The following is a 24,065-nucleotide window of genomic DNA, read 5'->3' on the forward strand; positions in this document are numbered from 1 at the left end:
TCCGTTCCATCAACAACCATAAGCCGGCGGGGTGGCCCAGCTGCCCCGCGGATGGAGTACCTGATCATGTTCGCTTCAGCGACTGCTTCGAGCATCCCGACGGCGGCTATGCAGCCCGCCGCTCAGTCTGCCCAGTCTGTGTCCGAGCAGCAGCCTTACCTGCTGGAAGTCATCAACGTCAGCAAGGGTTTTCCCGGGGTTGTCGCCCTGTCCGATGTGCAACTGCGGGTGCGCCCTGGCACGGTGCTGGCGCTGATGGGGGAGAACGGCGCGGGCAAGTCGACCCTGATGAAAATCATCGCCGGGATCTACCAGCCGGACGCCGGCGAGCTACGCCTCAAGGGCCAGCGGGTGAATTTCGAGACGCCGCTGGCGGCCTTGCAGGCGGGGATCGCGATGATCCACCAGGAACTCAACCTGATGCCGCACATGAGCATCGCCGAGAACATCTGGATCGGCCGCGAGCAGCTCAACGGCCTGCACATGGTCGATCACCGCGAGATGCACCGCTGCACCGCGCTGCTGCTGGAGCGCCTGCGGATCAACCTCGACCCCGAGGAGCAGGTGGGCAACCTGAGCATCGCCGAGCGGCAGATGGTGGAGATCGCCAAGGCGGTGTCCTACGACTCCGACATCCTGATCATGGACGAGCCGACCTCGGCCATTACCGAGAAAGAGGTGGCGCACCTGTTCTCGATCATCGCCGACCTCAAGGCCCAGGGTAAGGGCATCATCTATATCACCCACAAGATGAACGAAGTGTTCGCCATCGCCGATGAAGTGGCGGTGTTCCGCGACGGCGCCTACATCGGCCTGCAACGGGCCGACAGCATGGACGGCGACAGCCTGATCTCGATGATGGTCGGCCGCGAACTGAGCCAGCTGTTCCCGGTGCGCGAGAAACCCATAGGCAATCTGCTGATGTCGGTGCGCGACCTGCGCCTGGACGGGGTGTTCGAGGGCGTGTCCTTCGACCTGCACGCCGGGGAGATCCTTGGCATCGCCGGGCTGATGGGCTCGGGCCGCACCAATGTGGCCGAGACGATTTTCGGCATCACCCCCAGCGACGGCGGCGAGATCCGCCTCGACGGCCAGCCGGTGCGCATCAGCGATCCGCACATGGCCATCGAGAAGGGGTTTGCCCTGTTGACCGAGGACCGCAAGCTCAGCGGCCTGTTTCCCTGCCTGTCGGTCCTGGAAAACATGGAGATGGCGGTGCTGCCGCACTATGCCGGCAACGGTTTCATCCAGCAGAAGGCCCTGCGCGCCCTGTGCGAGGACATGTGCAAGAAGCTGCGGGTCAAGACCCCGTCCCTGGAGCAGTGCATCGACACCCTGTCCGGCGGCAACCAGCAGAAGGCCTTGCTCGCGCGCTGGCTGATGACCAACCCGCGGGTGCTGATTCTCGACGAACCGACCCGCGGCATCGACGTCGGCGCCAAGGCCGAGATCTACCGGCTGATCGCCTACCTAGCCGGCGAAGGTATGGCGGTGATCATGATTTCTTCGGAACTGCCGGAAGTGCTGGGCATGAGCGACCGGGTGATGGTCATGCACGAGGGCGAGCTGATGGGCACCCTCGACCGCGGCGAAGCGACCCAGGAGAAGGTCATGCAACTGGCTTCGGGGATGTCCCTGGTCCACTAGCCGGTAAACGTATCAAGGCCATCGGCGAGGTGTGTTCGCCGCCGGCCATACAAGAAGAAGGTGAAGGCTTATGAACGCGATACTGGAAAACAAACCCGCGGCGGCGCCAGCCAGAACGCGCCGGCGCCTGCCCACCGAGCTGAGCATCTTCCTGGTGCTGATCGGCATCGGCCTGGTGTTCGAGCTGTTCGGCTGGATTGTGCGCGACCAGAGCTTCCTGATGAATTCCCAGCGCCTGGTGCTGATGATCCTGCAGGTGTCGATCATCGGCCTGTTGGCCATCGGCGTGACCCAGGTGATCATCACCACTGGCATCGACCTGTCGTCCGGCTCGGTGCTGGCGCTGTCGGCGATGATCGCCGCCAGCCTGGCGCAGACCTCGGACTTCACCCGCGCGGTGTTCCCGTCGCTGACCGACCTGCCGGTGTGGATCCCGGTGGTGGCCGGGTTGGGGGTAGGGCTGCTGGCGGGGGCGATCAACGGCAGCATTATCGCCATCACCGGCATCCCGCCCTTTATCGCCACCCTCGGCATGATGGTCTCGGCGCGCGGCCTGGCACGCTATTACACCGAGGGCCAGCCGATCAGCATGCTCTCGGATTCCTACACGGCCATCGGCCACGGCGCCATGCCGGTGATCATCTTCCTGGTGGTGGCGGTGATCTTCCATATCGCCCTGCGCTACACCAAGTACGGCAAGTACACCTACGCCATCGGCGGCAACATGCAGGCGGCGCGGACCTCGGGGATCAACGTCAAGCGCCACCTGGTGATCGTCTACAGCATCGCCGGGCTGCTGGCGGGGCTGGCCGGGGTGGTGGCCTCGGCGCGGGCGGCGACCGGGCAGGCGGGCATGGGCATGTCCTATGAACTGGACGCCATCGCCGCGGCGGTGATCGGCGGCACCAGCCTGGCCGGCGGCGTGGGGCGTATCACCGGCACTGTGATCGGCGCGCTGATCCTCGGGGTGATGGCCAGCGGGTTCACCTTCGTCGGCGTCGATGCCTACATCCAGGACATCATCAAGGGCCTGATCATCGTGGTGGCGGTGGTCATCGACCAGTACCGCAACAAGCGCAAGCTCAAGCGCTGATCTCTCTGCTTTTTTGTAGGAGCGAGCTTGCTCGCGATGGCGGTCAACGATAACGCGTAGGGTCTGATGGAAACGCGGTGCATTGACGCCCATCGCGAGCAAGCTCGCTCCTACAGGGAAGCGTGCAGAATCCCGGCAGCGGCAGGCCTTTTTCGGGCCTGCCGCTGCCGTTTGTCTTCTAAAAGACCCCGGGCGATGGAATTTCTTGTTATAAACGCACTCCGATAACCGCCGCCAAAGCCAGCCCTGGCGGGCTTTCAGGGCTTATCAGACAAATCTGATGTCATTTCAGTTGCTGACGCCTCGAACCGGCCTTAGACTGCCGCCCCTCGTAAATTGAGTGCCGGGTGGCGCTTGGAATGTATGGCGCCTTTCCGATGCCCCGAAAGGGGGCACGGAAAACAGCTTTAATTCGCCTTAATGCACGTATTTTTTATAGAGAAATCAATGACAAAGGAAAAGTTGCTGGCCATGCCGGCGGATGACTACATGAACGCCGAGCAGCTGGCTTTTTTCACTGAGCTGTTGCAGGCCATGAAGGTCGAAACCCACGAGCGCATCGAACAGAACCGAATCGCCATTGAGAGCCTGGACACCCCGGCCGACCCTGCCGACGCGGCTTCCGTAGAGGAAGAGCGGACCTGGCTGGTCAACGCTATCGACCGCGACCAGCGCATGCTGCCGCAGCTGGAGCAGGCCCTGGGCCGTATCGGCGACGACAGCTTCGGCTGGTGCGACGACAGCGGCGAGCCGATCGGCCTGAAACGCCTGCTGATCAGCCCGACCACCAAGTACTGCATCGAAGCTCAGGAACGTCACGAGCAGATCGACAAGCACCAGCGTCAGGCCTGATCGCCAAGACTTCTCCCCCTCGCGGGCAAGCCCCATCCCAAGGTCGTCGAGACGCCTGGGATCGGAGGCTTGCCCGCGAGTCGTTTGTGGGCGTCTTTAAAGCCCGCGCATTTCTATTGATCTGCTGCAAAGCTGCGACTAATGGACCATGGATAATGGCTTTTTAGTGGCGTTCAATGCAGGCCAAATAATTAGAAAAGCGTGGGGTAATCCAGATGACGCAAGACGGATCTTCGCCGGCTGCCATGGCGCAACCGCTGCCAACAGGCCAAAACACCTGGCGCTGGCAGGTTCCAACCCTGCAAAGCAGCGCCTTGCTGCTAGTGCTGTATGTCCTGTCCCAGGGGCTGCTTTCTTTCTACCTCGCCGTGCCGCTGATGCTGCTGATCGTCTGGCTGCCGCTCTTGCGCAGGTCCAAGGCCGCATCGCCGGCGGGCAACGTCGATAACCGCGAGATCGCCGCGCTGACGCGCGACCTGTCCTGCAGCACCAGCCATAACGCGCTGTCGGCCGCCGGCGTGGCCTATTCGGTCCGGCAACTGGCCGGGCGGGTGCAGTCGCAGCTGGACTCGGCGGCGCGCATCGTCAGCAGCGCCGAAGCGATGATCCACACCGAGCAACTGGCCGCGCAGCTCAGCCAGCAGGCCCTGAGCGCCGCCAGCGAAGCCCACCGCAGCAGCGCCGAAGGCAGCACAGTGCTGGGCGAGTCGATCACCCGCATGCACCGCCTCAGCCAAAGCGCCAACGACAGCCGGCAACTGATCGAAGCCCTGAGCCAGCGCAGCGAAGACATCCAGCGGGTGGCGCTGGTGATCCAGTCGATCGCCAGCCAGACCAACCTGCTGGCGCTGAATGCCGCCATCGAGGCGGCGCGGGCCGGTGAACATGGCCGTGGGTTCGCCGTGGTGGCCGATGAAGTGCGCGGCCTGGCCGGGCGCACGGCCACCGCCACCGACGAGGTCGGGGTGATGGTCGGTGATATCCAGCAGCGCACGGCCCAGGTGGTGGAGCAGATTCGCCAGCTGTCCAGCGACCTGAACACCGGGGTCGAGCAGGTCGAGTCCACCGGCCAGCACCTGCAGAACATCGCCCGGCTGGCAGCCGGGGTGGAAAGCCAGGTCGGCGAGATCGCTCGCGGCGCCGAGACCAACCGCCAGCAACTGGACAGCCTGTTCCATGCCGTGGAGCAGGTGCGCGGCGACCTGGCGGTGAGCGACCAGCAGACCCGCCGCCTGGCCGAGGCGGCGGTGCAGATGGAAGGGCAGGCGGAGATCATCAGCGAACGCCTGGCCGAGGTCGGCCTGGATGACTACCACCAGCGCATCTACGACCTGGCCCAGGAAGGCGCCCGGCGCATCGCCGAGCAGTTCGAGGCGGATCTTGCGGCCAACCGCATCAGCCTCGACGACCTGTTCGACCGCAGCTACCAGCCGATCGCCAATACCCAGCCGGTGAAATACCAGACCCGCTTCGACCGTTACGCCGATCAGGTGCTGCCGGCGATCCAGGAGCCGTTGCTGGCGCGTCACGAAGGCCTGGTGTTCGCCATCGCCTGCACGCCCCAGGGTTACGTGCCGACCCACAACCAGGCGTTCTCGCAGCCGCTGACCGGCGACCCGCAGGTGGATACCCTGCACAACCGCACCAAACGCAAGTTCGAGGACCGCACGGGCCTGCGTTGTGGCAGCCACCAGCAGCCGCTGTTGCTGCAAACCTACACCCGCGATACCGGCGAGCTGATGCACGATTTGTCGGTGCCGATCAGGGTCAAGGGCCGGCATTGGGGCGGCCTGCGCCTGGGCTACAAACCGGAGCAGGCTGTCGAGGCCGCGCGCGGCTGAGCCCGAATGGGCTGGCCATTGTTACCGGCTCCGCAACGGAGCTGTACCAGGGATGGCTTTTTCCCAGCATGGGAACTCATTAGTATGAGTGGTATTGTTAGCTAGCTAACTAGTTATCAGGAGAAGTTCTCATGCAAAGCAAAGTCGATGTCGCAGTGATGATTGGTAGCGGTGTACCGGCCACCTTTCGCTCGGTCGGGCTGAATGTGTGCTGGGTCGTGCTGGTCAATGGCGAGCGCCGCGGCGCGCCGTTCGCCAGCCGCGACGAAGCCCTGGAGTGCCAGGCGTCGTGGCTGGCCCAACTGGCGCGGGACAGGGTCGGGCACCCGCTGTTCAGTCGTTCGGCCTGACGGCGCAGGCCCTCGCGCCTTCAGACCTCGCTGCCGATCACCGCGCTTTCGGCCTGGAACAGTGCCACCTGGGCCATCGACAAGGCGCTGCTGGCGGCCTGCGCCTGGGCCCGGGCGGCGGACAATGCCTGCATGTGCGCGTCGGTTGTGCGATGCCGGGCGGCGCTTTGCACCATCGCCAGGCGCTCGTTGGCCTTGCGCAGCCGTTGCTGCAGTTGTTCGATCTGTTTGCGCAGCAGCTTGATGCGTTTCCTTTTCGCTTCGAGCACGCCGTCGGGAGCGGCATTGGTCGCCCGGGTGATCGCGGTGCGCAAGTCAAACGGATCGCTCGCCGGGCTTTCGCTGGCCGCCGCGCCGGGCAGGGCGAACTCGCCCAGGGAAGGCAGGCGGGCAGGTGGGTTGAGGTCGATCATCATGGCGCTCTTGAAATGAAGGCTCACCAAGGTATCGGTCGTGCGGGGCGTTCCTTTACCGCGCCCGCAGCGTCAGAGGTTCAGGGCACCCTGGTCGACGGCCTGCTTGAGGGCGCGGGCGGCGTCCTTGGCGGCGGCTTCGGCCAGTTCCGCGGTCTTGAACCAGCGGTCCTTTTCCACCTGGTGGCAGCGCACGGTGCGCAGCGGTGGCTTGGCGCGCATCACGATCACGGCCTGGAACTCGCCCTCGACATCCCGGGCCTCGCCATGGATGAAAAACTCGCCTATATCGAATTCCGTCACGTCCGACTTTCCCCTGGAAATTATGCTGGTGAAGCCTGGCCGGTGGCCGGCTTCAAGGTCGCGGCAGTATGGCAGTTGTTGCCGGTCGATGGCTGAGTTAAGTCACGCAAGTGGCTGACCGGCAGGGTGAAAGAGGTTTTTTCAGCGATTTGCTAACGCATGGGTTGCTCTGAATACATAAAGTTGCTCTAGAATTGCCCCGGCAGTCAGAGATTGATGTTTACCTGCAGCACTCCCGTCCCATTAAGGGTGACGAAAGGATCGTGAGGTTTTCCGATCGACAGTGAGTGCGCAGCTTTCTCGGCGGGCTGGAACCACTTCTTCTGCGCTTGATGCGGGCCAAACGGTCCGGTAGTCCTTCCGGTTTTTCTGGGGAGGGGCGCTCCGGTGTTTGCGCCTACGCGTTGGCGAGTGGTGCTTTTTCGGATTGTTTTCATGTGGAGTCACGGCGCCGGTTCGGCCGCCTTTTTCTGCTGTCCGTCGTTTACGCGGGCAGAGTCATTTTCAGTTTCGGGGATCTTTCCTTGGCAGTAAGTAATCTTGATATGCACGCGTTGTTCGTCCTGGGCGACTTGCGCGCAAAGTTGGTCAAACAGTTCCAGTCGCGTTTCGTCTACATCACCGAACAGACGCCGGAAGGCATTTACGTCGCCGAAATCGACACCGAGACGGCGCTGGTCGTGGACGACAAGCCGCGCCTGGAACTCAAGGTCGGCGACCATTTCCGCGCTGCGGTCCTGCCCAGTCGTGAGGGCGGCAAGTTCGAAATCCGGTTTCGCGAGATCAAGCTGGCCGTCTACGGCCTGGGCGAATACGCCTTTGTCAGCACCGCCGACGGCCACGCCATCCTGTTCAAGGAAGGCCACAGCGTGGTGACGGTATTCGCCGCCAACCAGCAGTTGCAGGAAGGCCTGACCAAGACCCTGAAAGCCGTGACCGGCAAGGCCGCCAAATGGCGCAAGGGTGAACTGGTGAGCTTCAAGGCCAGCGAGTGAGCCGCGCCGAATTCCACCAGCAGCATCTTGCGCGCGCCCGCGCCGAGGCCCAGCGCCTGTTCGAACGCAAGGCCGTGCTGCAAGGCGCCTGGCTGGCCTGGGTGGCCTCGCAGCTGTATGTCCTGAAGCCGGCGGCATACGCCAGCATGGTGCGCCGCGAGTTGCAGCGCCTGCAGGAGCAGGGCGAAAACTGAAGCCCCCGTCGAAAGCAGGAACCTCTACTACAGTCAGATGACTCAATTAGTCAGAGGCTTGCGGTCCCAAACCGCGAGACCATCCTGCAACGCTGTGAACAGCCAAAGGGGCACAGGCATGAAAGGACTGCGGACACTGCTGGGCGGCATGCTGCTTGGCTTGGGTATTTTGCTGGCGCCCGCCGGCGCCTCGGCGGCACCGTCGGTACAGCCGGTACAGGCGCCGATCCACTTCGCCGACCTGAACTGGGAAAGCGGCAGCCTGATCACCGATATCCTGCGCACCATCGTCGAGAAGGGTTACGGCCTGCCGACCGATACCTTGCCGGGCACCACCATCACCCTGGAAACCGCGCTGGCCAATAACGATATCCAGGTCATCGGCGAAGAGTGGGCCGGACGCAGCCCGGTGTGGGTCAAGGCCGAGGCCGAGGGCAAGGTGGCGGCCCTGGGCGACACGGTGAAGGGCGCGACCGAAGGCTGGTGGGTGCCGGAATACGTGGTCAAGGGCGACCCGGCCAAGGGCATCAAGCCGCTGGCGCCGGGCCTGCGTAGCGTCACGGACCTCAAACGCTACAAGGACGTGTTCAAGGACCCGGAAAGCCCGGGCAAGGGGCGTTTTCTCAACAGCCCCATCGGCTGGACCTCGGAAGTGGTGAACAAGCAGAAGCTCAAGGCCTATGGCCTGACCGACAGCTATGTGAATTTTCGCAGCGGTTCCGGTGCGGCGCTGGACGCCGAGATCACTTCATCGATCCGTCGCGGCCAGCCGGTCCTGTTTTACTACTGGTCGCCGACCCCGCTGCTCGGCCGCTTCAAGCTGATCCAGCTGGAGGAGCCGCCGTTCGATGCCGAGGCCTGGAAAACCCTGACCGACGCCGAGCACCCCAACCCACGCCCCACGCGTTCGCTGGCCTCGAAGCTGTCGATTGGCGTGTCCACGCCGTTCCAGCAGCAGTACCCGCAGATCGCCGAGTTCTTCGGCAAGGTCGATTTGCCGATCGAAGCGCTGAACAAGGCCCTGGCCGAGATGAGCGAGAAGCACACGCCACCCCGGGAGGCGGCGCGGGCATTCCTCAAGGCGCATCCGGACGTGTGGCGGGCGTGGTTGCCCGGGGATGTGGCGGACAAGGTGAGTGCCAGCCTGGATTGAGAGATTGAGGTGAGAGTGAGATCGCTATCGCGAGCAAGCTCGCTCCTACAGGGTTACGCGAACTGTAGGAGCAAGCTGGCTCGCGATGCCTTTAGAAGCGGCTCTGCACCGCCAGCTCGAAGGTCCGCGGCGTACCCAGGTAGTAAGCCGGCGACACATGGGCGAACTCGGCGTAGACCTCGTTGGTCAGGTTGCGCACCCGCCCGGTGATCGAGGTGTGGCTGTCGAGCTGGTAGGTCAGGAAGGTGCCGTACAGGGTGTAGGAAGGCACAGTCATGGTGTTGGCCGTGTCGGCGTACACCGAGGCCACATAACGCGCATCGACCCCGGTCTGCCACTGCGGCGCCAGGTCATAGGTCAGCCACAGGTTGCCGACCCGGTCCGGCACGTTGGTCGGGGTATTGCCCTTGCGTGACACCACCACCCCTGCGGCGTTCTTCTCGGTGAACTCATCGTACTGCGCATCGACCCAGGCGAAGTTGCCCTCGAGCAGCAGCTTCGGGGTGACCCGCAGCGAGCTGGCCACCTCGATGCCCCTGGAGGTCTGCTGGCCCACCGGGATGCTCAGGGTCGGGTCCAGCGGGTCGGTCACCGCGAAGTCCTTGCGCTCGATGCGGTAGGCCGCCAGGGTCGCCGAGCCGCGGCCGTCCAGGTAATCGAACTTGCTGCCCACTTCCCATTGCTTGCCCGTGGAGACATCGAAGTCCTGGGTGGCGCTGTTGGGCTGTTCGGCGGCAGTGCTGTATTGCACGTAGACGTTGGCACTGGGCAGGAACTGGTAAGTCAGGCCGACCCGGCCGGTGACCGGCTCCCAGCTGCGCTTGAGGTGCCGCGGGTTGCTCGCCGTCACCTGGCGATGGTTGGTCACGTCCAGGTCGATGTGGTCGTAGCGCAGGCCGCTGAGCAGGGTCAGCCGGTCGGTCAGGGCCAGGCGATTCTCGACGAACAGCGCCTGGGTGGTGACCTCGTTGGTCTTGTCGGCGACAAAGCCCTGGCGGGTGCCCGGCAGGTCGTAGAAATGCCCCGGCTGGTAGTTGTTCGGGTCGACGCTGTTGGCCGCCTTGACGTTCAGCGGCGAGTTGGTGGTGCGGTTGACCTTGTACTCGAAGCCGCCGGACCAGGTTGTGTCGAGGCCGAAGAGCGAGCTGTCGTGGCGCAGCTCGAACTGGTTGCCGTTCTGCTCGCCCTGGTGCCGCACCTGATAGGCCGTGGAGCGGTTCACCGCGCTGTTGTCAGCGTTGTACTGGTAGGTTTCCAGGTTACGGTAATCGCGCTGGCTGTCCAGGTGATAGAGGGTGTTGCGCAGGCTGGTGCTGTCGTTGATCCGGTAGTCGACGATCGAGCGCACCCAGATCGTGCGCTGCTCGTAGCGGCCGTCCTCGACGTTGTAGTTGTTGAAGCGGTTGTGCTTGTCGATCTTCAACTCGCCGGCCTTGGGGTTGAGCACCGGGGTGCCCCAGTATGGGCTGTCCTCGTGTTCGTCCTGGTACTCCACGGCCAGGGTGTGGGACAGGTTCGGCGTCAGGTCGCTGAGCAGGGAAAACGCCAGGCTCCAGGCATCCCGCTGCTGGCGGTCGATGTAGCCGTTGCTGGTGTTGTGGCTGACGTCGAGGCGGGCGTAGTGCTGCACCTCGTCGTCGGCCTCGCTGAGGGCGTGGTTGAGGCCGAAGGCGGTTTGCGTGGTGTCGTAGCTGCCGTAGCTGACCCGGCCCTCGATGGCCCGCTCCTGGCGATCGGCCAGCTTGGTCACGTAGTTCAGCGAACCACCCACGGAGCCTGCGCCGTTGACCAGCGAGGAAGGGCCGCCGAGCAGTTCGACCCGGTCATAGATCCAGGCGTCCACCGGTCGCGCCAGACCGCTGGACACGTTGATGCCGTTGAACATCTGGGTGATCTGGCTATTGCTGAAACCACGGTACGAGACAAAACCGCCGAACCCCGGCGGGGCGCTGGCATTGACCCCGGGCAGGGTGTTGGCGGCGTCCTGGAAGTTCTGCGCGCCGCGCCGCTCGATATCGTTGCGGTTGGCCACGGCCACCGAGGCCGGGGTTTCACGCAGGCTTAGGCCCAGGCGCGAGGCCATGCCGCTGGACTGGTCGAGGGCCAGGCCGGGTTCGGCGGGTTGCTCGCCGTCGATGGTGATCGGCGCCAGGTCGACGCTGGATTGCGCCCAGGCGCTGACGGACAGGCAGCCGCACAGGCTGGCCAGCAGGGGAATGTGTTTCATCGGTAGATCCTGAATGCTTGGCTAGGAAGCAGCCACGAACAAACACCGTGGGTTAAGGCACGGGGCGGGCTGATGACAAGGGCGAAAGACTCAGGCGAAGGCGGGCGGCGCGCGCGGGTGGGCCGCGGGCCAGGTGAAGCGGGTGGGGACGTCGGCGGTGGCGCGCGGCGCCAGCGGCGGGCTGTGGTGCTGCGGCAGGATCGCCAGGGTCAGGCTGGAGTTGAACGCCGGGCCCATGCCGCCGGTGGAGCACAGCGGGCAACCGAAAGCCTTGGACAGGGTCGGCAGCGATTCGTCGACCGGGTTGGAGGAGGCCGGCGCCTGGGTGCGCGGATCCACCGTACAGAACTGGCCGCCGATACCGTTGAGCTGCTGGCCGACCATTTGCCCGTGGCCGATGCTGCAGGCGAACACGTTGAACAGGACGCAGCAATAGAGCATCCAGGCAACGAGCGAGCGATCGGTTCGGGCGAGTTTCATGGGGCGGCACTTTACCATTGCAGGCGACGAACGTACTTACAAAAACGTGCGGGTGGGTCCATTCTTCAGCGACATTTTTTTGCCATGGACGTTTGCATATGAATGTTTTGATCGCGCAAGGGATGGCCGGAGCCTTCCTGCTGATCAGCCTGATCCACCTGTACTGGGCCGCCGGCGGCAAGCGCGGCAGCGACGCGGTGATCCCCCAGGTGCCGGGCAGGACGCCGGGCAAGCTGGAGCCGGCGTTCAAGCCCTCGGGATTCGCCACCTTGCTGGTGGCGGTGGGCTTGCTGCTGATCGCGATGCTGGTGTGCCTGCGGGTGGGCCTGTACCTGCCGACGGTGAGCCACCCGGCGCTGCAATGGGTGATCAGCGCGATGGCCTTGCTGATGTTCGCCCGGGCCATCGGCGACTCGAACCTGGTGGGGTTCTTCAAGGAAGTCAGCGGGTCCAGGTTCGCCCGGCTGGACACGCTGTTCTATTCGCCGCTGTGCGTGGTGCTGGGGGCGGGGCTGCTGGTGGTGGCCTGGAACTGAGTGGCTGAACTCAGCTGCCGCTTTCACTGCGTCGGCTGCTGACCTCCGCCGGTACATCGTCGCCGGCCATGCGCTTGCGGAACAGCGCGGCCCGCGCCAGCAGCAGGGTGGTCACCGGCACGGTGATCGACAGCAGGATCGGGATCAGCCAGGCGTGCAGCACCGGCCCCGACTTCATCCCCGAGAAATACAGGATCGACGCCAGGGCCACGCACCAGGCGCCCAGGGTCGAGGCCAGGGCCGGCGGGTGCATGCGCTGGAAGTAATCCTTCATGCGCAGCATGCCCAGGGCGCCGATCAGCGCGAAGCTACTGCTGAGCACCAGCAGGATCGCCACCGGTATCTCGATCCACCACGACAGTTCACTGACGGCATTCATTCGATCACCTCGCCACGCAGGAGGAATTTGGCCAGGGCGAAGGAGCCGACGAAGCCGAACAGGGCGATCAGCAGAGCCGCCTCGAAGTAGGTGTCGCTGGCGTAGCGGATGCCCAGCACCAGCATCATCAGCATCGCCAGGATGTACAGGTAGTCCAGGGCCAGGACCCGGTCCTGGGCCGAGGGGCCCTTGAACAGCCGGACCAGGGTCAGGACCATGGCCACGGAGAACAGGAACAGGCTGAACAGGATCGCATTCGTGAGCAAGGCACTCATTCGAAGATCTCCATCAACGGACGCTCGTAGGTCGTCTTGAAGTGCTGGATGAAAGCCGCTTCGTCGTCCAGGTCGAACACATGCAGCAGCAAGATGCTGCGGTCCAGGGACAGCTCGGACCACACCGTGCCCGGCACCACCGTGGTGATGGTCGAGAGCGCGGCCAGGCCGTTGGCGTCGCGCAGCTCCAGGGGGATCTTGACGAAGCGCGAGCGCGGCGGGCGGCGCCTGGCGTTGAGCACGCCCCAGGCCACGGCCAGGTTCGACAGCAGCACATCGCGGCCGACCACCAGCAACAGGCGCAGGATGGTCGCGGGGCGGCGGATGCGGATCGGCAGCGGGCGCAACGGCCGCATCATCAAGGGCGCGCAGAACCCCAGCAGCGCGCCGAGCAGCAGGTTGCCGGGGCTGACGGACAGGTTCAGCACCAGCCACAGCAGCCACAGCGCCAGCGACAACCAGGGAGCGGGGAACAGGCGCTTCATGGCTGTACCTCCTGCAACGCCGCCTGGGCCTCGGGGCTGGGGACCGCCCGGGTGCCGAGCACGGCCATCACATACTGCTGCGGATCGTTGAGGTTGTCGGCGGCGGCCTGGGTAAAGCGCAGCAGCGGCTCGGCCTTGACGGTCAGCAGCATGCACAGCCCGAGCAGGGCGATGATCGGCACGCACTCGAAGCGTCGCAGCAGCGGCGAGGGCCGTTCTTCCGGGGCCCAGAAGCGCCGGATGCCCAGGCGCGAAAAGGCGATCAGCGACGCCAGGCCGGAGAGGATCAGCAAGGCCAGCAGGCCCCAGGCGGCGCCGGACAGCGGCGCATCCGTGGCCTGGCCCAGCCCCAGCGGGTTGAGCAGGGCGCCGATCAGGCTCAGCTTGCCGATGAAACCCGACAGCGGCGGCATGCCGATGATCAGCAGCGCGCAGGCGATGAAACTCAGGCCGAGGAAGGCCATGGTCCAGGGAATCACCTGGCCGACCACGGCTTTACGCTCGTCGTCGAGGTTGGTGCCCGGTGGCGGTTGCAGCGGCTCCTGGGGGCGGGGCAGGGTTTCGACTTCATCCTCCAGGGGGATCTCATTGGCCGAACGCGAACGCTCGATCAGCTCGGCCAGCAAAAACAGCGCGCTCAGGGCCAGGGTCGAGCTGACCAGGTAGAACAGCGCGCCGGCAATCAGCCTGGGCTGGGCGAAGCCGATCGCCGCCAGGAGGATCCCGGCCGAGACCAGGATGCTCAGGCTGGCCATGCGTTCCAGGCGTTGCGCGGCGAGGATCGCCAGGGCTGCGCCGACGATGGTCGCCATGCCGCCGTAGATCAGCCAGTCGCCGCCGAAGTAGGCCGAGGCCCCGGCCTGGCCGGAGAACAGCAGGGTCCACAGGCGCAGCAGGGTGTAGACCCCGACCTTGGTCATGATCGCGAACATCGCCGCCACCGGCGCGCTGGCCGAGGAGTAGGCCGGCACCAACCAGAAGTTCAGCGGCCACATGCCGGCCTTGGCCAGGAACGCAGTGGCGAGGATCGCCGCGCCGACGTGCAGCAGGCCACGGTCGGCTTCCGGCACCAGCGGGATCTTCAGCGCCAGGTCGGCCATGTTCAGGGTGCCGGTGACGCCGTAGATCAGCGCCGCGCCGATCAGGAACAGCGACGAGGCCAGCAGGTTGATCGCCACATAGTGCAGGCCGGCGGACACCCGCGCCCGGCCCGAGCCGTGCAGCATCAGGCCGTAGGAGGCGGCCAGCAGCACTTCGAAGAACACGAACAGGTTGAACAGGTCGGCGGTCAGGAAGGCACCGTACAGGCCCATCAGCTGGATCTGGAACAACGCGTGGAAACTGGCCCCGGCGCGGTCCCAGCGAGCCATGGCGAACAGCAGGGCGCTGACGCCGATGATCCCGGTGAGCACCAGCATCAGCGCCGACAGGCGATCGACCACCAGCACGATGCCGAACGGCACCTGCCAGTTGCCCGGCAGGTACACACCGACGGAACCGGGCACGCCGGTCTGCTGGGTCCAGCACAGCAACAGCACGGAGATGCCCAGGCCGAGCATGCTGGAGAACAGGTTGATCCTGGCTTTGAGCGGGCGATGTTTCTCGCCGAGCATCAGCATCACCGCGGCGGTCAGCAGCGGCAGCAGGATGGGCGCGACGATCAGGTGCGGCATCAGGTTCATTCCTTGGGCTCCCGGCCATCCACATGGTCGGTGCCGGTCAGGCCCCTGGACGCCAGCAGGACCACCAGGAACAGCGCGGTCATGGCGAAGCTGATGACGATCGCCGTGAGCACCAGCGCCTGGGGCAGCGGGTCGGTGTAGTGCAGCAGGTCCTGGGGCACGCCGTCCTTGATGATCGGCTCCTTGCCGATGAACAGGCTGCCCATGCTGAAGATGAACAGGTTGACCCCGTAGGACAGCAGGCACAGGCCCATCACCACCTGGAAGGTCCGTGGCCGCAGCACCAGCCAGACGCCGGAGGCCGCCAGCACACCAATGGCGATTGCAATGACTTCTTCCATCAGGCGGCTCCTGGCTTGGCTTGGGGTTTGACTTGGGCACGCACCGACTGGTGCGCCAGCGCGGTGAGGATCAGCAGGGTCGAGCCGACCACCACGGCGTACACGCCGATGTCGAAGAACAGCGCGCTGGCGATATGGATATCGCCCAGCAGCGGCAGGTCCAGGTGCAGGGTATGGGTGGTCAGGAACGGGTAGCCGAACGCCAGGGCGCCGAGTCCGGTCAGGGTGGCGAACAGCAGGCCGGTGCCCATCCAGCGCAGCGGCCGCAGGCTCATCTGGGCCTCGACCCACTGGGTGCCGGCGACCATGTATTGCAGGATGAACGCCACCGACATCACCAGGCCGGCGACGAAACCGCCGCCCGGCAGGTTGTGGCCACGCATGAACAGGTAGAACGACACTACCAGGGCGATCGGCAGCAGCAGGCGCACCAGCACCGCCGGCACCATCATGAAGCCCAGGGCGGTGTCGCTGGCCTGGCGCGGGTTGACCAGGTCGGTGACCACGTCGGGCGCCAGCAGGCGCTGCTGGGCCGGCAGCTGCATGCTTTCCTTGGGCGGGCGGAAGCGTCGCAGCAGGGCGAACACGGTCAGGGCCACGGCCACCAGCACGGTGATCTCGCCCAGGGTGTCGAAGCCGCGGAAGTCCACCAGCATCACATTCACCACATTGCTGCCGCCGCCTTCCGGCAGGGCGCGGCTGAGGTAGAACGAGGAAATGTCGTTGGGGGTCTGGCGGGTCAGCATGGCGTAGGACAGCACGGCCATGCCCAGGCCGACGGCGATCGACAGCAGCAGGTCGCGCAGGCGGCGGGCACGGGCCTTGGGCAGGCTGCTGGGCAGCGGCGAAACATCCTCGATCCGCCGGGGCAGCCAGCGCAGGCCGAGCAGGATCAGTACCGTGGTCACCACTTCCACCACCAACTGGGTCAGGGCCAGGTCCGGCGCGGAGAACCAGACGAAGGTCACGCAGGTCATCAGCCCGCAGACGCTGACCATGGTCAGGGCTGCCAGACGGTGGTACTTGGCTTGCCAGGCGGCGCCCAGGGCGCAAGCGATGGCCAGCAGCCAGAGGGTGACGAAGACGATGGAGCCCGGGATCTTCGGCCGGTCGCCCCAGCTCAGGCTGCTGTAGAGCATCGGGATCAGGCCGGCCAGCACCGCCACCAGCACCAGCAGGAACAGCTGGGTCTGCAGGCGCTGGGTGCTGATGTAGCGCTCCAGGCGACGGGCCAGGCGCATCATCCTCACCAGGCTGCGCTCGAACAGGCGCTTGCCGTTGAAGCGGCCGATCAGCGGCGGATAGGCAAAATCACCGCGCACCAGCGGGGCACGCAACAGCAGGTAGAGCACGATGCCGCAGGACATGGCGATCAGGCTCATGATCATCGGCGCATTCAGGCCGTGCCAGATCGCCAGGCTGTACTCCGGCAGGGTGCCGCCGACCACCGGCTGGGCGGCCGCGGCCAGCAGCGGGCCGACCATCTGCGCCGGGAAGATCCCCACCAGCAGGCAGGTGAACACCAGCAGTTCCACCGGCGCGCGCATCCAGCGTGGCGGCTCGTGGGGCGTGTGCGGCAGGTCTTCGGCCGGTTTGCCGAAGAACACATCCACGGTGAAGCGCAGGGAGTAGGCGACGCTGAAGGTCCCGGCGATGGTGGCGATCACCGGCAGGGCGGCCTCGACCCAGGCGGTGGAATTGATGAACACCGTCTCGGCGAAGAACATCTCTTTCGACAGGAAGCCGTTGAGCAGCGGCACACCGGCCATGGAGGCGCTGGCAACCATGGCCAGGGTCGCGGTGAACGGCATCAGCTTGATCAGGCCGTTGAGCTTGCGGATGTCGCGGGTGCCGCTTTCGTGGTCGATGATGCCGGCGGCCATGAACAGCGAGGCCTTGAAGGTGGCGTGGTTGAGGATATGGAACACCGCGGCCACCGCGGCCAGCGGGCTGTTCAGGCCCAGCAGCAGGGTGATCAGGCCCAGGTGGCTGATGGTCGAGTAGGCCAGCAGGCCCTTGAGGTCGTTCTGGAACATCGCGCAGTAGGCGCCCAGCACCAGGGTCGCGGCCCCGGCGCCGCCGACGATCCAGAACCATTCCTCGCTGCCGGACAGCGACGGCCAGAGGCGGGCGAGGAGGAACACCCCGGCCTTGACCATGGTCGCCGAGTGCAGGTAGGCCGAGACCGGTGTCGGCGCGGCCATGGCGTGGGGCAGCCAGAAGTGGAAGGGGAATTGCGCGCTTTTGCTGAGGGCGCCGATCAGGATCAGCGGCAGGAGAATGGGGTAGAGGGCATGGGCTCGGATGAGATCTCCGGCAGCCAGGACCTGGTCCAGGTCGTAGCTGCCGACCACATGGCCGAGCAGCATGACCCCCGCCAGCAGGCACAAGCCCCCCGCACCGGTGACCATCAGCGCCATGTAGGCCCCGCGCCGGGCATCGGAGCGGTGGTGCCAGTAGCCGATCAACAGGAAGGAGAACAGGCTGGTCAGTTCCCAGAAGAACACGATCTGGATCAGGTTGCCGGAAATCACCAGGCCGAGCATGGCGCCCATGAAGGCCAGAAAAAACGCGAAGAAGCGCGGTACCGGGTCTTCCGGCGACATGTAGTAACGCGCATACAGCGACACCAGGGTACCGATGGCCAGCACCAGCATGGAGAACAGCCAGGCGAAGCCGTCCATGCGCAGGACGAAGTTCAGGCCGAGGCTGGGCAGCCAGTTGAACTCTTCACGGATCACGCCGCCATGGGCGATCTGCGGGTACATCGAGGCCACCGCCACGCTACCGGCCAAAGCGACCAGGCCTGCCAGCAGGGACTCGGTGTTACGTGCGTTGTGCGGCAGCAAGGCCGCCAGACAGCTGCCGATAAAAGGCAGAAGCAGTAGAACTATCAGGGACATAGGCTTCTAATCTGCGGGAAATTGTGATGCATCATACGTGCCGACTCTGTGATCACCAACCTTGAAGCTGTGGCAGGATCCTACAAAACCCCTTCGGCCAGCGTTCAAGGCAGGGGACAAAAAGCCGGCTGGTGCGAAAGTCCTGGCAGTTTGCCCGGGGTGAATGACAACAAAGCGCTGCGCGCGGTGTTATGGTCGCGCCCCTCGGCAACGGACCCGCTTGAAAGGAAGCAGACAGGCCCTTTATGACCCTCGGACCCTTTACCTGCAAAACCCTCGCCAGCCTGCTGCTGATGGCCCTCGGCGGCTGGATCGTCTGGCTGTGGCTGACCCTGGCCGGACCCACTGCCGGCATGAGCCGCTTCAAGACCCTGGAGCCCTTGTCGATCGAGGGGCAAGCGGCGGCGGCCTTGCCCGTCGGCACCGTGCTCTATTACGACACCGGCTTTGCCGAGGGCCATGGCCGTTACCTGGCGTACTTCTATCACAAGGGTGTCATCGCCCAGGAAGCCTTGCCCAAGGCCTTCTGGCCGGGGCAGGAGCAGATCAGCCCCTTGTGGTTGTGGAATATCGATCCCGGGCAGGTCCCGGATAAAACCATGACGCGAGAGGACATTGTCGCCGCCGTACAGGCCGGCCAGCTGTCCCGGCAGGAGCTGGCGGCCATTGTCGAGTCGTTGCCGCGTTAGCTCAGCGTTGCGAGTCCGCGGTCTCATCCAACCGATCCGCCTCGATCACCTCGCCACCTTTACCCTTGGTCTTCAACTCGCTGACGATCACCGCCGCGACGATCAGCGCGCCGCCCAGCAGGGCCAGGGCCGGCAGGCGTTCGCCGGCGATGCGTCCGACCAGCCCGGCCCACACCGGTTCGCCGGCGTAGATCAGGGTGGCGCGGGTCGGCGAGACGCTTTTCTGCGCCCAGTTCATCGCCACCTGGATCGCCGCGCTGGCGGCGCCCAGGCCCAGGGCGCTGGCCAGCAGCAGCCAGGAAAAGTCCGGGATGGCTTCCTGGGTCGGCACCACCATCAGGAACGACAGCACCGAGGTGGCAGCCAGTTGTACTACTGTGACCCGGCGCACATCGACCTGGCCGGCGTAGGTGCTGATCAGGATGATTTCCGCGGCGATGGCCACGGTGCTGATCAAAGTGGCGATTTCTCCCGGGCTGAAGTCCAGCGCGGCGCCGCTGGGCCCGGAGAGCAGCATCAGGCCGGTGAAGGCCAGCATGATGCCGATGCTCGGCATCAGCCCCGGGCGCTTGCCCATGAACAGCCATTGCAGCAGCGGCACGAAGGGCACGTACAGCGCGGTGATAAAGGCCGACTGGCTGCTGGGAATGGTTTGCAGGCCCACGGTCTGCAGGCCGTAGCCGAGCATGATGGCGGTGCCGATGAAGACCCCGGCCTTGAGTTCGAACAGGGTCAGCCCGCGCAGGCTGCGCAGGGAGAACAGCCCGACGATGCAGGCCGCCGCGGCGAACCGCAGGCCGACAAAGAACATCGGGCCGCTGACGGTCATGGCGTGCTGCACCGTGAGAAAGGTGCCGCCCCAGACCATGGTGATCAGCACCAGCACGCACTCGGCTTTGCTCAGTTTGAGGAAGAAGGAAGAAGATTTGCAGGAGTTCACCGACGTCATGCCCTTGCGTGCTACCCGGGGCGGCCGCACAATGCGCCGCGAAGTTGGGCAGTATACTGCGCAAACCCATACAGTGAGCAATATAGTGCACAAAGATCCTGGGCAGCGCGCTTCCGTGCTGCAGCATGTCAGTCACAACGTCCGGCGCCTGCGCCACACCGCCGAGCTGAGCCAGAGCGCCCTGGCGGAAAAGTCCGGGGTCAGCCGGCGCATGCTGGTGGCCATCGAGGCCGGTGAGAAGAATGTCAGCCTCAGCACCCTGGACCGGGTGGCCGAAGCCCTGGACGTGGCCTTCAGCGACCTGATCCAGGCCCCCGATGCCCGCGACCCGAGCCGGATCAACGAGCTGGCCTGGGCCGGGCTGATTCCCGGGAGCAAGGCGGTGCTGCTGGCCAAGGCCAACGCCTGCCGCGAAGTGGAGCTGTGGGAGTGGCGCCTGGAGCCGGGCGAGCAATACCTGTCGGAACCGGACGCCGAAGGCTGGAGCGAGCAGCTGTATGTCTTCGAGGGTTGCCTGACCCTGGTCCTGGGCGAGCAGGAGCGGCGCCTGGACAGCGGCGAGTTCTTCATGTTCGCCAGCAACCTGCCGCATACCTATCGCAACGATGGGGCGGTGGCGGTGCGTTTTGTGCGCAACGTGGTGATCTGAGCACTGTTGCCTGGGCAACAGTGCTTGAACATTTTGCCTGTTTTCAATTGATGCTGTTTCTTATAAATATCAATCAACTTACTGATTTGTAAGACTTATAGTCTTAGGCACGACTTCTGCAATCTCCAGGTCAGAACGGATCTTCCGCATTCGACAGGACCTGGAGTCGGCCATGACAGCCACTGCTCAACCCACCCGAACCGCCCACATCATCCACTCCGACGCCGAGGCCATCGCCGTCGCCCGGACCCTGGCCGAGCGTTTCGCCGTCGAAGCCAGCGTGCGCGATCGCGAGCGGCGCCTGCCGTTCGCCGAGCTCGACGAGTTCTCCGCCAGCGGCCTGTGGGGCATCACCATTCCCAAGGCCTATGGGGGCGCCGGGGTGTCTTACGTGACGGTGGCGGAGGTGATCAAGATCATTTCCGCCGCCGACTCGTCCCTCGGCCAGCTGCCGCAGAACCACCTGGGCGTGCTCGACATCCTGCTGCAGACCGCCAGCGAGGAGCAGAAGCGCTATTACTTCGCCAAGGTGCTGCAGGGTTATCGCTTCGGCAACGCCTTCTCCGAAGCCGGCAGCAAGCATGCCGGCGCCTTCGAGACCCGCATTCGTTTCAACGCCGACGGCGCGCGGATCGACGGCGAGAAGTTCTACTGCACCGGCGCCTTGTTCGCCCACATCGTGCCGGCGGTGGCGGTCGACGAGCAGAACAAGGCGTTCATCGCCTTTATCGAGCGGGACAACCCCGGCCTGACCGTGATCGACAGCTGGGACGGTTTCGGCCAGCGCACCACCGCCAGTGGCGGGGTCACCCTCGACGCGGTGCAGGTGCCGCTGAGTGCGGTGATCCCGGCCCATCGCGCATTCGACGAGCCCACCGCCGACGGGCCGATCTCACAGATCATCCAGGCGGCGGTGGACACCGGCCTGGCAGTCGGCGCCCTGGAAGAAGCCAAGCGCCACGCGCGCCAGTCGCGCCCCTGGATCGACAGTGGCCAGGATCATGGCTGGCAGGACCCGTTCACTATCGCCGCCATCGGCGACCTGGAGTGGCGGGTGCACGGCACCGAGGCGATCCTGGAAAAAGCCGGCCTGGCCATCGACCAGGCACTGCGCGAACCCAACGAAGACAGCGTGGCCCAGGCCTCGGTGGTGGTGGCGCAAGCCAAGGTGCTGTCGGCACAAAGCGCCTTGCTCGCCAGCAGCAAGCTGTTCGAACTGGCCGGCACCCGCTCGGTGCTGGGCAAGTACAACCTCGACCGCTACTGGCGCAACGCACGGACCCACACCCTGCACGACCCGGCGCGCTGGAAATACCACCTGATCGGCAACTTCCTGCTCAACGGCGTCAAGCCGGCCCGCCACGCCTGGAACTGAGGAACCGCCCATGAACGCATTGAGCCAAGCCACCGCCCATGAAAAACGCGCCGATGAACAGGCCGAGCACAGCCACCACGACCTGCGCCGCGCCCGCGAGCTGCTGCAATTGACCCTCAAGTTTGTCCGTGAGCAGGCCAAACCCTGGCCCGGCAGCGGCCTGACCCGAGCCAGCGACGACCCTTATGTGATCAGCCGCTTTGGCGACCTGCTGATCCGTATCGAAGTCGCCGCCGCCTTGCAGGAACGGGCGCAATCGCTGCTCGCCAGGGAGCACGACGTCGCCGAAATCGGCGTGGCCCAGGCCGAGGCGGCCATCGCCAGCCGCGAGGCCTTGCTCGCGGTGAGCAACGCCGAGTTCGAGCTGACCGGCCAGCGCAGCCCGCTGCCCGCCGCGCAGGGTGAACCCTTGCGCTGGAAATACCCGTTGATCGGCAACTACCGTCTCAACGGCGTGGTGCCGCCCAGTTTCAGGAGTGCGGTTTGATGGCCCGGGAAATCCGTCTCAACGCGTTCGACATGAACTGTGTCGGCCACCAGTCGCCGGGCCTGTGGGCCCACCCCCGGGATCGCTCCTGGCAATACAAGGACCTCGAATACTGGACCGACCTGGCACGGACCCTCGAACGCGGCAAGTTCGACGGCCTGTTTATCGCCGATGTGCTGGGCATCTACGACGTCTACCAGGGCAACGGCGAGGCGGCGATCCGCCAGGCGGCCCAGGTGCCGGTCAACGACCCGCTGCAACTGATCCCGCCCATGGCCCTGGTCACCGAGCACCTGGGCTTCGGCCTGACCGCGTCGCTGTCGTTCGAGCATCCCTATCCTTTCGCCCGGCGTCTTTCGACCCTCGACCACCTGACCCGCGGTCGCGCGGGCTGGAACATCGTCACCTCCTACCTGGAAAGCGGGGCGAAGAACCTCGGGCAGAAAGCCCAGACCGAGCACGACGCCCGCTACGACTACGCCGAGGAATACCTGGAGGTTTGCTACAAGCTCTGGGAAGGCAGTTGGGAAGAGGGCGCGGTGCTGCGCGACCGGGAACGGCGGGTCTTCAGCGACCCGAGCAAGATCCATGAGATCCGTCACGTCGGCCCACACTTCCAGGTGCCGGGCATCCACCTCTGCGAGCCTTCGCCGCAACGCACCCCGGTGCTCTACCAGGCCGGGGCGTCGAGCCGTGGCAAGCAGTTCGCCGCCGAGCAGGCCGAGTGCGTGTTCGTCGCCGCGCCCTCCAAGGTGCTGCTGAAAAAGACCGTGGCCGATATCCGCCGCCGGGCCGCCGAGGCCGGGCGCGATCCGGCGCAGATCCTGATCTTTAACCTGCAGACGGTGATCCTCGGCGAGACCGACGCCAAGGCCAGGGCCAAGTTCGAGGAGTACAAGTCCTGGGTCAGCTACGAGGGCGCCATGGCGCTGATTTCCGGCTGGACCGGCATCGACTTCAGCCAGTTCAAGCCTGATGAGCCGCTCAAGCATGTGCACACCAACGCCATCCAGTCGGCGGTGGAGGCCTTCTCCACGGCCGACCCGAACAAGGTCTGGACGCCCCATGAGCTGGCGGACTGGGTCGGCATCGGCGGCTTCGGCCCGCTGTTCGTCGGCAGCCCGGAAACCGTGGCCGACCTGCTCCAGGAGTGGGTCGAGGACACCGATGTGGACGGCTTCAACCTGGCCTACGCGCTGACCCACGAGACCTTTGTCGACGCCGTCGAACTGCTGGTCCCCGAGTTGCAGAAGCGCGGCGTGTACAAGACCGAATACGCCCCCGGCACCTTGCGCGAGAAGCTGTTCGGCGCCGGGCCGCGCTTGCCGCAGAACCATCCGGGCAGCGCCTATCGCGACCTGGCGGCCTGGCGTCGCCAGGAGCAGCAGGTGGCCTCCATCCGGATACCGTCCCTGTAGCCGCTGCCGCAGGCTGCGATAGGTCCGAAGGACCTTCAGCGTCAGTGTGATCGTCACGACCTGTCGGTCGATCGCAGCCTGCGGCAGCGGCTACAGGTGCAGTGCAAACCAAAAAACCGGCCAGCGGACCACCGCACGCTTTTGCCCAAGGAACGAGGCAGGTCCATGAGCGTGCATCCACTCAAATCTTCGCCGCTGACGCAGACGCCAGCGCTGAAAAATGCCGTGCCGTTGCCCGGTGCCCTGGAGCACCAGATACCTTCTCTGTAGCCGCTGCCGCAGGCTGCGATAGGTCCGAAGGACCTTCAGCGTCAGTGTGATCGTCACGACCTGTCGGTCGATCGCAGCC

Annotated in this window: 25 protein-coding genes and 1 pseudogene; 14 read left to right on the forward strand and 12 right to left on the reverse strand. The window is 65.2% G+C overall.

Annotation, left to right across the window (positions count from 1 at the left end):
• The first annotated feature begins 66 nt into the window (after positions 1 to 66).
• From AC07PQ_RS06965 to AC07PQ_RS06985, 5 genes are all read left to right on the forward strand, one after another.
• Positions 67 to 1,647, forward strand: a complete 1,581-nt coding sequence (locus AC07PQ_RS06965; RefSeq protein ID WP_277588513.1) for a sugar ABC transporter ATP-binding protein — start codon at positions 67 to 69, stop codon at positions 1,645 to 1,647.
• A gap of 70 nt (positions 1,648 to 1,717) precedes the next feature.
• Entirely contained in the window at positions 1,718 to 2,740 is a 1,023-nt protein-coding gene (locus tag AC07PQ_RS06970) for an ABC transporter permease (RefSeq protein ID WP_007923642.1), read from the forward strand.
• A 447-nt stretch (positions 2,741 to 3,187) separates the two neighbouring features.
• Positions 3,188 to 3,592, forward strand: coding sequence for a TraR/DksA family transcriptional regulator (locus tag AC07PQ_RS06975; protein ID WP_007923643.1), 405 nt, complete (start codon positions 3,188 to 3,190; stop codon positions 3,590 to 3,592).
• A 215-nt stretch (positions 3,593 to 3,807) separates the two neighbouring features.
• Complete coding sequence (locus tag AC07PQ_RS06980; protein WP_493185028.1) at positions 3,808 to 5,433, forward strand: methyl-accepting chemotaxis protein; 1,626 nt, start codon at positions 3,808 to 3,810, stop codon at positions 5,431 to 5,433.
• Positions 5,434 to 5,564: 131 nt separating this feature from the next.
• On the forward strand, positions 5,565 to 5,783 hold the full coding sequence (locus AC07PQ_RS06985) for a hypothetical protein (protein WP_007923645.1): 219 nt from the start codon (positions 5,565 to 5,567) through the stop codon (positions 5,781 to 5,783).
• 20 nt (positions 5,784 to 5,803) lie between these two features.
• Here AC07PQ_RS06985 and AC07PQ_RS06990 read toward each other — a convergent pair whose 3' ends face one another.
• Together AC07PQ_RS06990 and AC07PQ_RS06995 are read right to left on the reverse strand one after the other, a co-directional pair.
• Complete coding sequence (locus tag AC07PQ_RS06990; RefSeq protein ID WP_493185027.1) at positions 5,804 to 6,223, reverse strand: hypothetical protein; 420 nt, start codon at positions 6,221 to 6,223, stop codon at positions 5,804 to 5,806.
• A gap of 45 nt (positions 6,224 to 6,268) precedes the next feature.
• A complete protein-coding gene (locus AC07PQ_RS06995; RefSeq protein ID WP_007923647.1) occupies positions 6,269 to 6,499 on the reverse strand; it encodes a hypothetical protein in 231 nt (76 codons plus the stop codon).
• Between the two features lie 545 nt (positions 6,500 to 7,044).
• Here AC07PQ_RS06995 and AC07PQ_RS07000 point away from each other — a divergent pair.
• The 3 genes from AC07PQ_RS07000 (at position 7,045) to AC07PQ_RS07010 (ending at position 8,841) form a co-directional block, all read left to right on the forward strand.
• Complete coding sequence (locus tag AC07PQ_RS07000; RefSeq protein WP_007923648.1) at positions 7,045 to 7,494, forward strand: hypothetical protein; 450 nt, start codon at positions 7,045 to 7,047, stop codon at positions 7,492 to 7,494.
• The gene (locus AC07PQ_RS07005) at positions 7,491 to 7,688 is read left to right on the forward strand and encodes a hypothetical protein (RefSeq protein ID WP_274306486.1); all 198 of its coding nucleotides are present in this window, start codon (positions 7,491 to 7,493) and stop codon (positions 7,686 to 7,688) included. Before AC07PQ_RS07000 ends, AC07PQ_RS07005 begins: the two co-directional genes overlap by 4 nt.
• 118 nt (positions 7,689 to 7,806) lie before the next feature.
• Positions 7,807 to 8,841 (forward strand): ABC transporter substrate-binding protein, encoded by a 1,035-nt coding sequence (locus AC07PQ_RS07010; protein ID WP_493185026.1) that lies wholly within the window; start codon positions 7,807 to 7,809, stop codon positions 8,839 to 8,841.
• Between the two features lie 91 nt (positions 8,842 to 8,932).
• Here the strand turns inward: AC07PQ_RS07010 and AC07PQ_RS07015 are convergent, their stop codons facing one another.
• Positions 8,933 to 11,068 (reverse strand): TonB-dependent receptor, encoded by a 2,136-nt coding sequence (locus AC07PQ_RS07015; RefSeq protein ID WP_493185025.1) that lies wholly within the window; start codon positions 11,066 to 11,068, stop codon positions 8,933 to 8,935.
• 90 nt (positions 11,069 to 11,158) lie between these two features.
• Positions 11,159 to 11,548 carry a DUF2946 domain-containing protein gene (locus AC07PQ_RS07020; protein ID WP_062825508.1) on the reverse strand — a complete coding sequence of 130 codons (390 nt, stop codon included), beginning with the start codon at positions 11,546 to 11,548 and terminating at the stop codon, positions 11,159 to 11,161.
• Between the two features lie 98 nt (positions 11,549 to 11,646).
• Here AC07PQ_RS07020 and AC07PQ_RS07025 point away from each other — a divergent pair, with 98 nt between their 5' ends.
• A complete protein-coding gene (locus tag AC07PQ_RS07025) occupies positions 11,647 to 12,084 on the forward strand; it encodes a DUF3995 domain-containing protein (RefSeq protein ID WP_007932795.1) in 438 nt (145 codons plus the stop codon).
• Positions 12,085 to 12,094: 10 nt separating this feature from the next.
• Here the strand turns inward: AC07PQ_RS07025 and AC07PQ_RS07030 are convergent, their stop codons facing one another.
• Genes AC07PQ_RS07030 through AC07PQ_RS07055 form a run of 6 tightly spaced genes read right to left on the reverse strand, consistent with a single transcriptional unit; the run spans position 12,095 to position 18,149 of the window.
• On the reverse strand, positions 12,095 to 12,463 hold the full coding sequence (locus tag AC07PQ_RS07030; RefSeq protein ID WP_007932797.1) for a Na+/H+ antiporter subunit G: 369 nt from the start codon (positions 12,461 to 12,463) through the stop codon (positions 12,095 to 12,097).
• The gene (locus AC07PQ_RS07035; RefSeq protein WP_007932799.1) at positions 12,460 to 12,738 is read right to left on the reverse strand and encodes a K+/H+ antiporter subunit F; all 279 of its coding nucleotides are present in this window, start codon (positions 12,736 to 12,738) and stop codon (positions 12,460 to 12,462) included. Before AC07PQ_RS07035 ends, AC07PQ_RS07030 begins: the two co-directional genes overlap by 4 nt.
• Positions 12,735 to 13,223, reverse strand: a complete 489-nt coding sequence (locus tag AC07PQ_RS07040; protein ID WP_007932801.1) for a Na+/H+ antiporter subunit E — start codon at positions 13,221 to 13,223, stop codon at positions 12,735 to 12,737. Before AC07PQ_RS07040 ends, AC07PQ_RS07035 begins: the two co-directional genes overlap by 4 nt.
• Complete coding sequence (locus tag AC07PQ_RS07045; RefSeq protein WP_493185024.1) at positions 13,220 to 14,905, reverse strand: monovalent cation/H+ antiporter subunit D; 1,686 nt, start codon at positions 14,903 to 14,905, stop codon at positions 13,220 to 13,222. The genes AC07PQ_RS07040 and AC07PQ_RS07045 overlap by 4 nt, the downstream gene beginning before the upstream one ends.
• Entirely contained in the window at positions 14,902 to 15,246 is a 345-nt protein-coding gene (locus tag AC07PQ_RS07050; protein ID WP_003202835.1) for a Na+/H+ antiporter subunit C, read from the reverse strand. Before AC07PQ_RS07050 ends, AC07PQ_RS07045 begins: the two co-directional genes overlap by 4 nt.
• A complete protein-coding gene (locus AC07PQ_RS07055; protein WP_007932811.1) occupies positions 15,246 to 18,149 on the reverse strand; it encodes a monovalent cation/H+ antiporter subunit A in 2,904 nt (967 codons plus the stop codon). The genes AC07PQ_RS07050 and AC07PQ_RS07055 overlap by 1 nt, the downstream gene beginning before the upstream one ends.
• Positions 18,150 to 18,394: 245 nt before the next feature.
• Here AC07PQ_RS07055 and AC07PQ_RS07060 point away from each other — a divergent pair, with 245 nt between their 5' ends.
• On the forward strand, positions 18,395 to 18,838 hold the full coding sequence (locus AC07PQ_RS07060; protein WP_493185023.1) for a hypothetical protein: 444 nt from the start codon (positions 18,395 to 18,397) through the stop codon (positions 18,836 to 18,838).
• A gap of 1 nt (position 18,839) precedes the next feature.
• Here the strand turns inward: AC07PQ_RS07060 and AC07PQ_RS07065 are convergent.
• A pseudogene (locus AC07PQ_RS07065) lies at positions 18,840 to 19,857 on the reverse strand (DMT family transporter).
• Between the two features lie 15 nt (positions 19,858 to 19,872).
• Between AC07PQ_RS07065 and AC07PQ_RS07070 the strand changes: the two are divergent.
• From AC07PQ_RS07070 to AC07PQ_RS07085, 4 genes are all read left to right on the forward strand, one after another.
• On the forward strand, positions 19,873 to 20,436 hold the full coding sequence (locus AC07PQ_RS07070; RefSeq protein WP_493185022.1) for a helix-turn-helix domain-containing protein: 564 nt from the start codon (positions 19,873 to 19,875) through the stop codon (positions 20,434 to 20,436).
• 172 nt (positions 20,437 to 20,608) lie between these two features.
• Positions 20,609 to 21,811 (forward strand): SfnB family sulfur acquisition oxidoreductase, encoded by a 1,203-nt coding sequence (locus AC07PQ_RS07075; RefSeq protein WP_101337622.1) that lies wholly within the window; start codon positions 20,609 to 20,611, stop codon positions 21,809 to 21,811.
• Between the two features lie 10 nt (positions 21,812 to 21,821).
• On the forward strand, positions 21,822 to 22,298 hold the full coding sequence (locus AC07PQ_RS07080) for an acyl-CoA dehydrogenase (protein ID WP_493185021.1): 477 nt from the start codon (positions 21,822 to 21,824) through the stop codon (positions 22,296 to 22,298).
• Positions 22,298 to 23,716: an LLM class flavin-dependent oxidoreductase gene (locus tag AC07PQ_RS07085; protein ID WP_493185020.1), complete on the forward strand. Its 1,419-nt coding sequence runs from the start codon at positions 22,298 to 22,300 to the stop codon at positions 23,714 to 23,716. The genes AC07PQ_RS07080 and AC07PQ_RS07085 overlap by 1 nt, the downstream gene beginning before the upstream one ends.
• 90 nt (positions 23,717 to 23,806) lie before the next feature.
• Here AC07PQ_RS07085 and AC07PQ_RS07090 read toward each other — a convergent pair.
• The coding region (locus AC07PQ_RS07090) for a hypothetical protein (protein WP_495072387.1) at positions 23,807 to 24,065 on the reverse strand (259 nt) is incomplete at its 5' end.

Source organism: Pseudomonas sp. GW821-FHT09E12 (genome assembly GCF_059416085.1).